Raw genomic sequence first — 14,605 nt, forward strand, 5'->3', positions numbered from 1 at the left:
ATATGAAGAGAGTAGTGATCACTGGCTTGGGAATCTATTCCTGTATAGGCAAAAGCCTGGAGGACGTAAGGGATTCATTGTACAAAGGGCAGTCTGGTATTATACTGGACCCGGCCAGGAAAGCTTATGGCTACCGGTCCGGGTTAACCGGTTTTGTAGACAGGCCCGAACTGAAAGGACTGTTAGACCGTCGTGCCCGGATGATGATGCCGGAGCAGGCGGAATTTGCATATATGAGTACCCGCGATGCGATGGCACAGGCGGGTATTGACCCGGATTATATAGAGAAAACGGAAGTGGGTTTGCTGTTTGGGAACGACAGCTCTTCCAAACCGGTGATAGAGGCAACTGATATCATGCGGGAGAAGAAGGATACCATGATGGTAGGATCGGGTTCTGTATTCCAGACGATGAACTCTACCGTAAACATGAACCTGGCCACTATCTTTAAGCTGCGCGGCATTAACTTCAGCGTAAGTGCTGCCTGTGCAAGCGGTTCCCATGCCATTGGCCTGGGATATACCTTTATCCGTAACGGGATGCAGGATTGTGTGATTTGCGGAGGCGCCCAGGAAGTGAACGTTTACTCCATGGGTAACTTTGATGCGATCGCCGCTTTCTCTGTAAGGGAATCTGATCCTACAAAGGCCAGTCGTCCATTCGACCGGGACCGTGACGGGCTTGTACCCAGTGGTGGTGCGGCAACGGTGATCCTGGAAAGCCTGGAATCTGCACAGCGCAGAGGGGCAAAGATCCTGGGAGAGGTGATAGGTTACGGTTTTTCTTCCAATGGAGCGCATATTTCCAACCCTACTATAGATGGTCCGGTACGTTCCCTGCAGATAGCTTTGCAGGATTCCGGATTACAGGCCCGTGATATTGAGTATATCAATGCACATGCTACCAGTACCCAGGCAGGTGATGCCAGTGAGGCCGCTGCGCTGGACCTGGTGTTTGGAGAGTCCAAGCCTTATATCAGTTCAACCAAATCGATGACCGGCCACGAATGCTGGATGGCAGGAGCCAGTGAGATCGTTTATTCCATGCTGATGATGCAGAACGGATTTATAGCTCCTAATATCAACCTGGAGAATCCTGATGGAGCTGCCGCGAGATTAAATATTACAAATTCTACTATTAATAAAGATTTTAATATATTTTTGTCTAACTCTTTTGGCTTTGGGGGTACTAACTCGTCTCTCATCGTCCGTAAATGGGATAATAAATAAATAATTAATTAACTGTCAACACTTTAGAGAATTATTGCCTCAACATGCAACCTGCAGGTCTACATTGTGCACTTAACTGCCCGGATATTATTAACTTTGAGCGGGAATAATCATCATAACGTATTGACCAGGCGAACTATAGTTAACGTTAAAGGATCATTTAAGGGGATATAAGGAAGGGTAATGTCACAGCATTTCATTATTAATCAGCCTAATTATTTTAATTAACAATATTGTTTCAACCTATATCTCAGAGTTACACTTATTATGGAGAAGAACGAGATCATATTGACCACAAATGCATTCCTGGTAGAGGAATTTGAAGCCAATCCAGAGAATATCAAGCCAGATGCTAATCTCAAGATAGTATTGGACCTGGATAGTCTCGATTATATAGACCTGGTAGTTGTTATTGAAAATAACTTCGGTTTCAAGGTTAACCCTGAAGATTTCCAGTCAATTATTACATTCCAGGACTTCTACGACTATGTAGGCACTCGTGTAAAGCAAAAAGAACTGGTATAATGTCTTCCTGGGAGGGGAAATCCAAGGGAAACAAGCTGGGGTACAGTATTTTCATTGGAATTTTGCGTTACGGAGGAGTAATGCCCGCATATGTATTGTTAAGATTTGTGGCGGGATACTACTTTTTGTTTTCTTATAGTTCTTCACGCCCCATTTTTCAATACTTTCATACAAAAGTCGGATACGGCTGGTGGAAATCCTTATACAGTGTATACAGGAACTACTATGTATTCGGACAAGTGCTGATAGACAAGATCGTTGTCATGTCGGGCTTATCCAACAAATTCACTTTTGAATTTGAGGGGGAGGCCTATCTGCGTGAAATAACAGCTGCCGGCAAAGGCGGTATCATGCTCAGTGCACACCTGGGCAACTGGGAAGTGGCCGGGCACCTGTTTCAGCGGCTGGAAACAAGGATTAATATTGTGATGTTCGATGGAGAACACGAGCGGATTAAAAAGTATTTGTCATCTGTTACGGGGGAAAGGAATGTGAATATTATTGTTATTAAGGATGATTTATCGCACATTTACGCCATTAATGATGCCCTGAGCAAACAGGAACTGGTGTGCATGCATGCAGATCGTTTTCTGGAAGGCAATAAAACGGTAACAGTACCATTCCTGGGACAGGATGCTCAGTTCCCGGCAGGTCCTTTCCTGCTGGCTGCTACATTCCGTGTACCGGTATCGCTGGTGTTTGCCTGTAAAGAATCGGGTACGCATTACCATTTATACGCCACTAAGCCAAGGGAATACAACGGCCGTCGCCGGCAGGGGGTAGAACTGGCAGCACAGGATTTTGTAGAAGAGATGGAAGCCATCGTGAAGAAGTATCCTGAGCAGTGGTTTAATTATTATGATTTCTGGGACTCGTCCAATCCAAAATAAACTGATTATGTTCATCCACACAGACAACATTACAGAGTATATTCCACAACGCCCACCTGTGGTGATGATCAGCGGCCTGCTGGAAGTGAAAGATAATATTACCCGCACCGGTCTGCAGATTGCAGCTGATAACCTGTTTGTTGAAGATGGTAAGTTCATGCCCCCCGGCTTACTGGAAAATATGGCGCAGACTGCTGCTGCCAGAGTTGGTTATGTTGCCCAGCAAGAAAATACGCCCGTACCTATTGGCTTTATCGGAGCCGTGAAAGATTTTGAAGTATTTGAACTGCCGCCAGCCGGTTCATTCATCGAAACTATTACCGAAATTCAAAGCCAGGTGTTCAATGCCACCATGGTAGCAGCTAAGGTAATGCTGGATGGAAAGCTGATGGCGCAATGCGAACTGAAGATTTTCATAAACCCATAAACCCCCGATTTTTATGAAGTATTTTAAAAGACACATGTACTGTCTCTTTTCATTGCTGTTATTAAGTCTGGCCACCCAGGCACAAACCCTTAAGGATTTTTACAATAATGACACTATTCCTCTCACTTATCTTGGCGTAGACTTTTCCCTTGCTAAAGTACAGGGAGAAACAGCTGTTGCCAGCCAGATGCGTGACAAGTTTGAAGAGATCAACAACGTGATCACCAACGAGCAGAAGAAGTATGATATAGCCGGTTCTTTCAGAAGAGACCATGTTATGAACGAACTGTCTGTTGTGAATAAACTGAATGTTGCCAGGAACACAGAAACACTGAAAGTAGATGATGAGGCAGCAATGGAAAAGGATAGTGTTAAAATAGCAGATATTGCTAAACATGTGAAATCCTATGAACTGAGCGGGAAGAAAGGCATAGGGCTGGTATTTATCATGGACGGCATGAGCAAACTGAATAAAGAAGCTACGATGTACGTTACATTGCTGAACCTGTCTAACAAAAAAGTATTGTTTACTGAGCGTATGACGGGTAAAGCACAGGGATTCGGTTTCCGTAACTACTGGGCATACACAGTATACAAAGTATTACATTCTATAGATAAAGATGATTATTCCGACTGGAAGAAGGAAGCACTTGCTGCTCCTGATGCAAAGGAGGAACCCGTAGAGCAGCCTAAAAAAGATACGTTGAAAACAACGAAACCTCCCAAGGCTAAGAAAGTAGTGAAAAAGGGGGAGTAACTTAGTTTGATTTTGGGTGCAGGGCGAAGCCCTGTAAATTCTTTCAATTTTTTAGTGATGGAGCGAAGCTCCATCACTAAAAAATTGCTCTCTTATAAAATATAAACATGAGCGCCGTATTAACCGAGAGTGCCAATATACTGGTAAAGTTTAATGAAGCAGATCCGCTGGGGATAGTATGGCATGGCCACTATGTGCGTTATTTTGAAGACGGAAGAGAAGCTTTCGGCGAAAAATACGGCTTGCGTTACCTGGATATTTATAAGGAAGGATATACAGTGCCTGTGGTAAATGTACAATGCAGTTATAAACGCTCTTTACGTTATGGCGACCGTGTAATTGTGGAAACAAAATACATCAATACCGCAGCAGCAAAGATCAGTTTTGAATATACGCTCTTTAATGCGGCAACAGGAGAACTGGTGGCAGAAGGCAGCTCTTTACAGGTATTCCTGGATGCAGCTACATCTACCCTGCAACTGACCATCCCTCCATTTTTTGAAACATGGAAAACAACGCATGGGCTTATACCACCTCCAATTAATGTGAAAAGAAGATGAAAAGCGTGTATGTAGTTGCAGACAATATTTTATCTCCTTTAGGCAGAACTACAGAGGAGAATTTCTCTAATGTCTCCAGAGGGCAGAGTGGTATACAATTGCAGGATAACAAAGCATTGTATACACAGCCTTTTTATGCGGCTATGTTGCAACCCGGACAACTGGAAGGATATTGGAATGAGGATAGCCCTGACAACTATACGAAGTTTGAACAACTACTGATCCTGTCTGTGCAGACTGCATTAGACAGAACAGAGATAGACATCACCGACGGACGTACGGCATTTATTGTGTCTACAACGAAAGGGAATATTGAACTGCTGGAACAGCATCCATCTGATGCTCCTTTGCAGGAGATGGAACTATTTCATACAGCTAAAAAAATAGCGGCTTATTTTGATTACAAAGAAGACCCTATTGTAGTGAGCAACGCCTGTATTTCAGGACTGCTGGCCATATTAACGGCCCGCAGACTTATTTTATCAGGGCGTTATGATCATGCAGTAGTGACAGGCGCCGATGTAGTAACCCAGTTTGTGTTATCAGGTTTCCAGTCGTTTCAGGCAGTGAGCAGTGAACCCTGCCGCCCGTTTGATGCAGCCAGAAAAGGAGTAACACTGGGAGAAGGAGCAGGTACTGTGATCTTAACATGCAAAGAAGCATACATACCCGCCAATGCCATCCTGGTAGGAGCAGGGGCGGTGAGTAATGATGCGAACCATATTTCCGGCCCATCACGTACTGGTGCAGAACTGAGCCAGGCAATGGTATCAGCCATGAAAAACAGTATGGTGAGTAGTACTGATATAGGTTTTGTTTCTGCACATGGTACAGCTACGCTGTATAATGATGAAATGGAATCTAAAGCATTACAGCTGGCAGGTTTGCTGGACACACCTGTAAACAGTCTGAAAAGTTATTACGGGCATACATTAGGTGCCGCAGGATTAATAGAAGCCATCATAGGCATGCATGCCTTACAACAGAATGTAGTGATTCCTACTCTGGGGTTTGAAACACTGGGGGTAAGTGAGCCGGTGAAAGTAAGCAGTGAGATGATGCAGAAAGAGATGAAACATTTTTTGAAGACAGTGTCAGGATTTGGCGGATGTAACGCAGCAATGGTATTTTCCAAATAAAAAGGGTACTTGATAATTGTAATATGGAGCTTTTTAATAAAGAAACGAAGACAGCACTACAGGCACAGGAAGCAGCATTAAGACTGGCATTTGCGCCTATAGCATTCCAGGCTACCCGCGCATTACGCGATATGGGCATCCTCCAGGTAATCAGCGATAGCGGCACCAAAGGGCTGACTATAGAAGAAGTACTGGAAAAGGTAAAAGTAACCCGTTATGCTGCCCGTGTACTCATGGAAGCAGGGCTGGGCATGGAACTGCTGATCGTGAACGATAAGAGATATTCCCTTACCAAAACAGGCTATTTCATTCTGCATGATAAGCTGACCCGCATTAACATGGACTTTACCCAGGACATCTGCTACCGTGGTATGGACCATCTGCAGGAAAGCCTGATAGAAGGAAAACCTGCCGGGTTAAAGGAGCTGGGCCCCTGGGATACCATTTACCCCGGACTGCCACTGCTGCCGCCTAAAATAGGCAAAAGCTGGTACGACTTTGATCACTATTATTCCGATCTCGCATTCCCGCAGGCATTACAGATCGTATTTGAAAATAAACCCCGCAAACTGCTGGACATTGGGGGGAACACCGGCAAATGGACACTGGCATGTACTGCCCACGATAAGGATGTACAGGTAACCATGTTCGATTTACCAGGTGAAATTGAAATTGCATCACAAAGAGTGAAAGATGCCGGCGTTGCTGATCGCGTATCTTTCCATGAAGCTAATATCCTGGATGAAAGCCTGCCTTTCCCCGCTGGTTTTGATGCCATCTGGATGAGCCAGTTCCTGGACTGCTTCTCTGAAGAACAGATCGTATCCATTTTGAAACGTTGCGGAGAGGCACTCACAGAAACCGGGACTATCTATATCCTGGAACCATTCTGGGACAGACAACCATTTAAATCAGCTGCTTTCTGCCTGCAACAGACTTCCCTGTATTTTACAGCTATGGCCAATGGTAACAGCCAGATGTACCATACAGATGATTTTTTCCAGTGTATTGATCATGCAGGATTGAAAATTGTTGAAGAAAACAACCAGATGGGACTGAGTTACACCTTGCTGCAATGCAAAAGAAAATAGAAGCCACAACTATTACAACTAAACCCTACAATGTTATGACTACAGAAAAAGTGGATGTATTAGTAATCGGTGCAGGTCCTGCCGGAACTGTAGCCGCATCCATTATTCATCAGGCAGGTTACACTGTTAAAATTGTCGAGAAACTAAAGTTCCCCCGCTTTGTTATCGGAGAAAGCCTGTTACCCCGCAGCATGGAAGCCCTGGAAGAAGCTAAATTTATTGATGCTATCAAAGAGAAAGGTTTCCAGGAAAAGTTCGGCGCCAAATTCGTAAAAGGTAATTCCGTATGCGACTTTACTTTCAAAGAACAGCATACGCAGGGCTGGACATGGACCTGGCAGGTTACCCGTGCAGACTTTGACAAAACCCTGGCAGATACCGTAGAGAAAATGGGTGTCCCCGTTTCTTATGAAACAACTGTTACAGACATCAAATTCAACGGATCTGATTCTGTGACGACTGTAGAAGATCTGCAAGGCAACAAACATGAAATAGCAGCTAAATTTATAGTAGACGGAAGCGGTTATGGCAGGGTAATTCCCCGCCTGTTCAACCTGGAACGCGCTTCTAATCTGCAACCCCGTAAAGCGTTATTTGCACATACCGTAGATGTGCGCCGCTCTATGGCCGATGAACCTAACCGTATCACCGCCGTGGTGCATAAACCCGGTGTATGGATCTGGATCATTCCATTCTCCACAGGTGTTACCTCTGTCGGTTTTGTAGGTGATCCGTCGTTCTTCGCGGAATATCCGGGTACACCTGAAGAGCAGTACCGTGCCATGCTGGAAGCGGAACCCTATACCCGCGAACGTTTCCGGGGTGTAGATATGGTATTTGAACCAAGAATACTGGAATCCTGGTCCGCTACCACTGATAAGTTCTACGGAGATGGATTTGTACTCACCGGCAACGTAACGGAATTTTTAGACCCTATCTTCTCTTCTGGCGTAACTTTAGCCTGTGTATCTGCACAAACAGCAGCAAAGCTGGTGATACGCAAACTGAAGGGAGAGGCTGTAGACTGGGAGAAAGAATATATGGAACCAACCATGCAGGGTGTGAACACATTCCGCTCTTATGTGATGGCCTGGTACGAAGGTACACTGGACACCATTTTCTTTTCTAAAGATCAGGACCCTCTTATCAAGAATCAGATCTGTTCAGTACTGGCCGGTTATGTGTGGGATGAAACCAACCTGTATGTGAAGAATCACAATACAGCATTGAAACGCCTGGCCCGTACTATTGAATTAACACAAATCTTAAAACAGGAATAAAGCGATTGGGAGAGGTATCTATCACAGCAAGTTGTGTAATCCGGCAACACCGGATCTACCGGAATGGGGAGTTGTTATGGGAAGCATCGCAGGACCTGAACCTGCAGGATTTCCTGCGGGCAGCGTACGACCGCTTTTCCGGTCAGTATCCCAAGTTCCATAAGATGGACCATTTGTGCAAGCTGGGCTGGCTGGCAGCAGAAGTGCTGTTAAAAGAGCCGCTGGATTACCCGCCTGCAGAGGTGGGACTGATACTGGCGAATAAGAGTGCCAGTCTGGATACAGACCTGCGCTATTACGATACCGTAAAGGAGTTCCCAAGCCCCGCATTGTTCGTATATACCCTACCCAACATTGTGATGGGAGAGATTAGCATCCGTCATGGTTTTAAAGGAGAGAATGCCTTTTTTACTTCGGATCATTTTGATACAGAGCTGGTTATGTCTTATGTGCAGCAGCTTTTTGATGAAAATGCAGTAGGGGCCGCACTTTGTGGATGGGTGGAGGTGATGAACGAGCAATATGAAGTAATTTTGCACCTGGTTGAAAAAGAAAAGCAGGGTTTGCCGATGAATGCGGAGAACCTTCAGATAAATAAACTATAAATAGAACATGGAAAAATTGATGGCGGCGCTGAAAGCCCAGATCGTAGAGCAGCTGAACCTGCAGGAAGTGAAACCGGAAGAGATCGGAGATGATCAGCCTTTGTTTAAAGAAGGTCTGGGACTGGATTCCATTGATGCGCTGGAGCTGATCGTACTGTTACAGCAGAATTATAACATCCGTATTGCCAACCCGGAACAGGGGCCAGAAATATTCCGTTCTGTACGCACAATGGCAGAATTTATTACAGCCCAGCAAACTAAACAATAATGGCCGGCGAAGTATGGATCGGCGGTGGCGGCGTTATCTGCGGGATAGGGGATAACCTGTCTGCATGTATAGACGCCTTCAGGAATATGGCTACCGGTGCCGCTACGATGGAATACCTGTCGTCTGCTCACAAAGGTACTTATCCTGTAGTGGAAGTAAGAGCGGATAATGCTACTCTTGCTGTCCGTGCAGGTATGCCGGCTCATATCAGCAGAACGGCGTTACTGAGTAAAATTGCTGCCCGGGAAGCCTGGGACAGTACAGGGTTGGGTGAACTCAGGAACTACCGTGTAGGATTCGTTTCTGCCAATACGGTGGGAGGGATGGATAAAACCGAAGACTTCTTCGCAGATTATCTGAAAGACCCGCAGAGCGGTCAGCTGAACCAGGTAGTGAACCACGAATGTGGCAGTATTACCGAACTGGTAGCGGATTCTTTAGGCATTCGTCATCACGTTACCACTATCAGTACTGCCTGTTCTTCCGGTGCCAACGCACTGATGTATGGGGCAAGGCTGATCAGGAATAACATGGTGGATGTGGTGATAGCGGGAGGTACTGATGCACTCACACGTTTTACACTCAATGGATTTAATACGTTGATGATACTGGACCAGGAATCTAGTCGCCCGTTTGATGATACCCGCAAAGGGCTGAACCTGGGTGAAGGAGCTGGTTATGTAGTGCTGGTGAAGGACGAGTTAAAAGAACTGATACGCACGCCCTGGTGTAAACTGAGTGGCTTTGCGAATGCCAATGATGCATATCACCAGACAGCCTCCTCTCCTGAAGGCGTTGGTAATTACCTCGCAATGAAAGGAGCGCTGGAGATGAGCGGATTAAAACCGGAAGAGATTGATTATATCAATCTGCATGGCACCGGTACACAGAATAATGATTCTTCGGAAGGACTAGCCATCGAACGCCTGTTTGCTCCGCATTATCCGCCGGTAAGCAGTACCAAATCATTTACCGGTCATACACTGGGCGCCAGCGGAGGTATAGAAGCGGTGTTTTCTGCACTGGCAGTAAGGGAAGGATATCTTTATCCGAATGCCAATTTCGGCACCCGGATGAAAGAAATACCTTTTACACCGGTAACAGCGTTTTCAGAAGGTAACAAAGTGCATCATGTGATGTCTAATTCATTTGGCTTTGGCGGTAATTGTTCCAGCCTAATATTTTCAATCGGCTAAGTATGAGTATCTATATACAAGGAACGGGTTGTGTGTCGCCGCTGGAAACAGCTGCTGAAGGGCCGTTCCCGGCTGTTGTTAATCCCGCTTATGATGGTGCACGCCTGAAAGTAAGTGATCCGGACTATAAACAATGGATAGACATTAAACAGATACGGCGTATGAGCCGTATCATTAAAATGGGCGTAGCTGCGGCTAAACTCAGTTTACAGGAAGCTGGTGTGGAGAAACCGGATGCTATCATCACCGGTACTGCTTATGGCTGCCTGGATGATACCGGCGTATTTCTTACCAAGATGATCAATCAGCAGGAAGAAATGCTGACGCCTACTTCATTTATACAATCTACGCATAATACAGTGGCCGGACAGATAGCATTAATGTTAAGCTGTCATGCCTATAATAATACATTTGTACATAAAGGATTTTCTTTTGAGAGTGCACTGCTGGATAGTATCATGATCCTGAAAGAAGGGAAATCCAAACATATCCTGATGGGAGCGATGGATGAACTTACCACACATAGTTTCAACATTATCTCCCGCTTTAACCGCTTTAAAAAGGAACCGGTTACACATACTGAGTTATTGCATAGCACTACTCCCGGTACTGTTGCCGGTGAAGGTGCTGCCTGTTTTGTACTGGGTACAGAGAAAGGGGATAACAGTCATGCAAGATTAACCGGATTAACTACTTCTTACAAGCCGGGAAGTACAGCGGAGATTGCCGCAGATATCATTGCATTTCTCGCTGTGCATGAAATAGCTCAGGAAGATATAGACCTGTTAATTACAGGACGTAACGGAGACAGCGAAGGAGACATATGGTATGATCATGTGGAAAGAACATTATTCCCTGATCAGGCAGTAGGTTGTTTTAAACACCTGTGCGGGGAATATCCTACAGCTGCCTCTTTTGGCATGTGGGTAGGATGTAAGGTATTATCTTCCGGACAGGTACCAGCGGATGTTTTGTTCAAAGGCAACACACCCGAAAAGATAAAGAAGATCCTGATTTATAATCATTATAAAGGAACACATCATTCCCTGATACTTTTAACCGGATGCTGACACATCGAAATATAAATATCATTTTGTTTGTAGCCTTGGCGAATTTGCTGCTGGCAAACTATCTGTTGAATCCTGTACCCTGGTGGATATTTGTGTTATTGTTGCTCTCTTATTCAGGAATTTTGGTATGGGGTGCTATGAATGTTCGATCTGGTTTTTTTATGCCGGTAGTATGTGAAGGGAATACCACAGAAAAAGTAGTCGCTATTACTTTTGATGATGGTCCTTTATTACAACATACACCTGAGATACTGGATATATTAAAGCAACAGAATGTGCCTGCTGCTTTTTTTTGCATAGGGAACCGGATAGCAGGGAATGAATCTTTATTAAAAAGAATAAATGAAGAAGGCCATATAGCAGGTAATCACAGCTACTCACATCATTTCTGGTTTGATATGTTTGGCGCGGATAAAATGCTGGCAGAGTTACAACTGACAGATGATACGATTGAAAAAGCTATCGGTAAAAGACCTCGTTTATTCCGCCCTCCTTATGGGGTAACGAATCCTAATTTAAAAAAGGCGGTAAAGAAAGGAAGTTATACCTCAATAGGATGGAATATCCGTTCACTCGATACCGTAGTAAAACAACCGGAAGAACTGATGCAGCGTATTACACCTTTCATTAAACCAGGAGCTGTTATCTTATTACACGATTCTATGCATGTGACAGTACAGACATTACCTGTATTGATAAATCACATACGTAAAGAAGGTTACCGGATAGAAAGAATTGATAAGTTATTAAACATACCCGCTTATGCGTAGATGGATTTTATTACTGAGTTGTATTGTTTGTACGATACACACACAGGCACAGACTGCCGGTTACAAAGCAGTACAGGATGCGGCTACTTTTAAACAGCAGTTTGCAAAAGCATCACAGGCAACACAATCTATACAATGCGATTTTGTGCAGGAGAAAAACCTGAGCATGCTGTCCGACAAAATTGTTTCTAAAGGAAAGTTCTGGTTCAGGAAAGATAATAAGGTGAAGATGGAATACCTGACGCCTTCTTATTATCTGCTGGTGATGAATGGTAAGGATATCAAAACAAAAGATGGTCAGAAGGAAAGTCATGTTTCCACCAAAGGCAATAAACTGTTTGAACAGATCAATAAAATTACGGTGGATTGTGTGCAGGGAAATGTATTGAACAATACAGATTTCACAACTACTATCCTGGAGAATGCACAGAATTATTTACTGGAATTAACACCAGTGAATAAAGCATTAGCCCAGTACTTTAAATCTATTCATTTATTGGTAGATAAGAAGGATTACTCTGTATCCACCATACAGATGTACGAAACAGGAGGAGATGATACCAGCATCAACTTTTTACATAAACAACTGAATGTAGCTATTCCTGATGCGGTATTTGCTGTTAAGTAGTCTGTTACTGATAACGGGTTGCACATCTGTTTATAAAGGACTGCAATCAACAACAGGGGATGTACACTGTATAGAACAGTTCCGCCCTCAGTTTGCCAATACGTTGTACAGTACACAGGTAGATGTAATGAAACATCACCTCAGCGGATTACTCTTTTTCAAGCAGATGCCTGACAGTAGTTTGAGAGTAGTATTTGCGAATGAGATGGGATTCAAATTCTTTGATTTTGAGTTTACAAAGGATGGCGGTTTTGTAAAACATTATATGTTGCCAAAGATGGATAAAAAAGCAGTCGTAAAAACCTTAAGGGGTGATTTTGAACTGGCTTTATTAAGACCGGATTTGCAACATGCTACCATTAAGCGTGATAGCAACTACCAGTATATTGTAGTGCCGACCGCCAAAGGGAATAATTATTATATCACAGATACGATGTGTACTCAGTTGATGCATATAGAAAAATCATCCCGTCGCAAGCCGGTAGTGAAAGCATGGCTGACTAATTATAAAGCGGGTGTACCGGATTCTATAGAGATCAGGCATCAGCAGTTTAAATTTAATATTTCATTACAACGCGTACAGAAATAATGCTAGCAGGAAAATTATATACACTGGAACAGGAAGAAGCCGTTGAAGGCGGCGGTACTTTCAGAATTGTATGGAATGCACAGCATCCCGTATTTGAAGGGCATTTCCCCGGCAGACCTGTAGTGCCCGGTGTTTGCATGATGCAAACCATTACAGAACTGCTGGAAAGGTCCTTACAGAAAAAGGTGATCATTAAGAAGGCTTCCAACATGAAGTTCCTGAACATGATAGATCCTGTGATAAATCCACAGACAGAAATCACGCTGCAATACAAAATACAGGAGAATGAATTGAAGGTGACTGCGGCCCTTAAATTTGAAGCCCTCACTTTTATGAAATTCCAGGGGACATTTGCAGAGATATAACATGACGGACAACACTACACATAATGAACAGTTCACCGCATTTAAAGTAGCGGTGCTTATCCCAACCTACAACAACGCTAACACACTGGGGGCTGTATTGCAGGATGTATTGTCGTATACGTCTCATGTGATTGTAGTGAATGATGGCAGTACGGACCATACGGCTACCGTACTGGACAACTTCCCGCAGATACAGCGGGTGGATTACACGCCTAACAGGGGCAAAGGCATTGCACTACGCAGGGGCTTCCGTTATGCATTACAGCAGGGGTACGACTACGTGATTACCATGGATGCAGACGGACAACATTTTGCTTCCGACCTGCTGGTGTTCCTGGAGAAGCTGCCTACGCATCAAAGACATATCATTATAGGGGCACGTAACCTGCAACAGGAAAACATGCCCGGCAAAAATACATTTGCCAATAAGTTCTCTAACTTCTGGTTCTATGTGGAAACAGGGTTGAAAGGACCTGATACACAATCAGGATATAGATTGTATCCTGTCTATGCTATGCAGGAGATGCATTTCATGTGTACAAAATACGAGTTTGAGATAGAGGTGCTGGTACGTTGTTCCTGGAAAGGAATTAAGATAGACTGGGCACCGGTGAAGGTATACTATCCGCCCGCGGACGAACGTGTGTCACATTTCCGTCCTTTCAGGGATTTCTCCCGCATCAGCGTATTAAATACAGTACTGGTATTAATCGCCTTCTTATATATCAAGCCACGCAACTTCATCCGTTATCTGTTTAAGAAGGATAGCTGGTACAGCATGTGGCATGATCACTTCCTGAACAAGCACGAATCGAACGCAGTGAAGGCAACTTCTATAGGCGTAGGCATCTTTATGGGCATTGTTCCCATCTGGGGCCTGCAACTCATCACCGCGGTAGCGGTAGCTGCTTATTTCAGGCTAAATAAGGCATTAGTGCTGATTGCCTGTAATATCAGTATGCCTCCGCTGATTCCGTTCTTTATTTATGGCAGTTTTGAAACAGGGAAGTTATTCGTACCCGCAGATACTGCTATTACTATCACTGATAACCTTTCTATAGAAGGACTGAAAAAAATGCTTTCGCAAAACGGGCTGCTGAATGCAGTACAATATTTTGCGGGTGGCACCACGCTGGCAATCGCAGGAGGCTTACTGGGTTTTATCATTACCTGGTTGTGTCTGAAGATATTCAGGCCGGCTGCTAATAATTAAATC

18 protein-coding genes are annotated in these 14,605 nt (G+C 44.3%); all 18 read left to right on the forward strand.

From position 1 onward, the window contains the following. The first annotated feature begins 2 nt into the window (after nucleotides 1-2). The 18 genes from BMW86_RS16505 (at nucleotide 3) to BMW86_RS16590 (ending at nucleotide 14,602) form a co-directional block, all read left to right on the forward strand. Entirely contained in the window at nucleotides 3-1,229 is a 1,227-nt protein-coding gene (locus BMW86_RS16505; RefSeq protein ID WP_089782827.1) for a beta-ketoacyl-[acyl-carrier-protein] synthase family protein, read from the forward strand. Nucleotides 1,230-1,496: 267 nt separating this feature from the next. Further along, nucleotides 1,497-1,754, forward strand: a complete 258-nt coding sequence (locus BMW86_RS16510; protein WP_089782828.1) for an acyl carrier protein — start codon at nucleotides 1,497-1,499, stop codon at nucleotides 1,752-1,754. Continuing rightward, complete coding sequence (locus BMW86_RS16515) at nucleotides 1,754-2,644, forward strand: LpxL/LpxP family acyltransferase (RefSeq protein ID WP_089782829.1); 891 nt, start codon at nucleotides 1,754-1,756, stop codon at nucleotides 2,642-2,644. Before BMW86_RS16510 ends, BMW86_RS16515 begins: the two co-directional genes overlap by 1 nt. 7 nt (nucleotides 2,645-2,651) lie before the next feature. Beyond that, nucleotides 2,652-3,071 carry a hotdog family protein gene (locus BMW86_RS16520; RefSeq protein ID WP_089782830.1) on the forward strand — a complete coding sequence of 140 codons (420 nt, stop codon included), beginning with the start codon at nucleotides 2,652-2,654 and terminating at the stop codon, nucleotides 3,069-3,071. A 13-nt stretch (nucleotides 3,072-3,084) separates the two neighbouring features. Further along, nucleotides 3,085-3,828, forward strand: coding sequence for a hypothetical protein (locus BMW86_RS16525; protein WP_143056598.1), 744 nt, complete (start codon nucleotides 3,085-3,087; stop codon nucleotides 3,826-3,828). A gap of 107 nt (nucleotides 3,829-3,935) precedes the next feature. Further along, complete coding sequence (locus BMW86_RS16530) at nucleotides 3,936-4,388, forward strand: acyl-CoA thioesterase (protein ID WP_089782832.1); 453 nt, start codon at nucleotides 3,936-3,938, stop codon at nucleotides 4,386-4,388. Next, on the forward strand, nucleotides 4,385-5,527 hold the full coding sequence (locus BMW86_RS16535) for a beta-ketoacyl-[acyl-carrier-protein] synthase family protein (protein ID WP_089782833.1): 1,143 nt from the start codon (nucleotides 4,385-4,387) through the stop codon (nucleotides 5,525-5,527). The genes BMW86_RS16530 and BMW86_RS16535 overlap by 4 nt, the downstream gene beginning before the upstream one ends. Nucleotides 5,528-5,550: 23 nt before the next feature. After that, nucleotides 5,551-6,618, forward strand: a complete 1,068-nt coding sequence (locus BMW86_RS16540; RefSeq protein WP_089782834.1) for a methyltransferase — start codon at nucleotides 5,551-5,553, stop codon at nucleotides 6,616-6,618. Next, nucleotides 6,603-7,898 (forward strand): NAD(P)/FAD-dependent oxidoreductase, encoded by a 1,296-nt coding sequence (locus BMW86_RS16545; protein WP_255372933.1) that lies wholly within the window; start codon nucleotides 6,603-6,605, stop codon nucleotides 7,896-7,898. The genes BMW86_RS16540 and BMW86_RS16545 overlap by 16 nt, the downstream gene beginning before the upstream one ends. 5 nt (nucleotides 7,899-7,903) lie before the next feature. After that, nucleotides 7,904-8,503: a hypothetical protein gene (locus tag BMW86_RS16550; RefSeq protein WP_089782835.1), complete on the forward strand. Its 600-nt coding sequence runs from the start codon at nucleotides 7,904-7,906 to the stop codon at nucleotides 8,501-8,503. 7 nt (nucleotides 8,504-8,510) lie between these two features. Continuing rightward, entirely contained in the window at nucleotides 8,511-8,771 is a 261-nt protein-coding gene (locus BMW86_RS16555; RefSeq protein WP_089782836.1) for a phosphopantetheine-binding protein, read from the forward strand. Next, entirely contained in the window at nucleotides 8,771-9,967 is a 1,197-nt protein-coding gene (locus tag BMW86_RS16560) for a beta-ketoacyl-[acyl-carrier-protein] synthase family protein (protein ID WP_089782837.1), read from the forward strand. The genes BMW86_RS16555 and BMW86_RS16560 overlap by 1 nt, the downstream gene beginning before the upstream one ends. 2 nt (nucleotides 9,968-9,969) lie before the next feature. Beyond that, nucleotides 9,970-11,037: a beta-ketoacyl synthase chain length factor gene (locus tag BMW86_RS16565; RefSeq protein WP_089782838.1), complete on the forward strand. Its 1,068-nt coding sequence runs from the start codon at nucleotides 9,970-9,972 to the stop codon at nucleotides 11,035-11,037. A 23-nt stretch (nucleotides 11,038-11,060) separates the two neighbouring features. Next, the gene (locus tag BMW86_RS16570) at nucleotides 11,061-11,807 is read left to right on the forward strand and encodes a polysaccharide deacetylase family protein (protein ID WP_255372934.1); all 747 of its coding nucleotides are present in this window, start codon (nucleotides 11,061-11,063) and stop codon (nucleotides 11,805-11,807) included. Beyond that, a complete protein-coding gene (locus BMW86_RS16575) occupies nucleotides 11,800-12,435 on the forward strand; it encodes a flexirubin biosynthesis/transport protein LolA2 (RefSeq protein ID WP_089782840.1) in 636 nt (211 codons plus the stop codon). The genes BMW86_RS16570 and BMW86_RS16575 overlap by 8 nt, the downstream gene beginning before the upstream one ends. Then, nucleotides 12,413-13,024, forward strand: a complete 612-nt coding sequence (locus BMW86_RS16580) for a flexirubin biosynthesis protein LolB2 (protein ID WP_089782841.1) — start codon at nucleotides 12,413-12,415, stop codon at nucleotides 13,022-13,024. Before BMW86_RS16575 ends, BMW86_RS16580 begins: the two co-directional genes overlap by 23 nt. Then, nucleotides 13,024-13,389 (forward strand): ApeI family dehydratase, encoded by a 366-nt coding sequence (locus BMW86_RS16585; RefSeq protein ID WP_089782842.1) that lies wholly within the window; start codon nucleotides 13,024-13,026, stop codon nucleotides 13,387-13,389. The genes BMW86_RS16580 and BMW86_RS16585 overlap by 1 nt, the downstream gene beginning before the upstream one ends. Before the next feature lies 1 nt (nucleotide 13,390). Beyond that, on the forward strand, nucleotides 13,391-14,602 hold the full coding sequence (locus BMW86_RS16590; protein ID WP_089782843.1) for a DUF2062 domain-containing protein: 1,212 nt from the start codon (nucleotides 13,391-13,393) through the stop codon (nucleotides 14,600-14,602). Nucleotides 14,603-14,605: the final 3 nt, after the last annotated feature.

The organism is Chitinophaga sp. YR573 (assembly GCF_900110995.1).
GTDB lineage: Bacteria > Bacteroidota > Bacteroidia > Chitinophagales > Chitinophagaceae > Chitinophaga.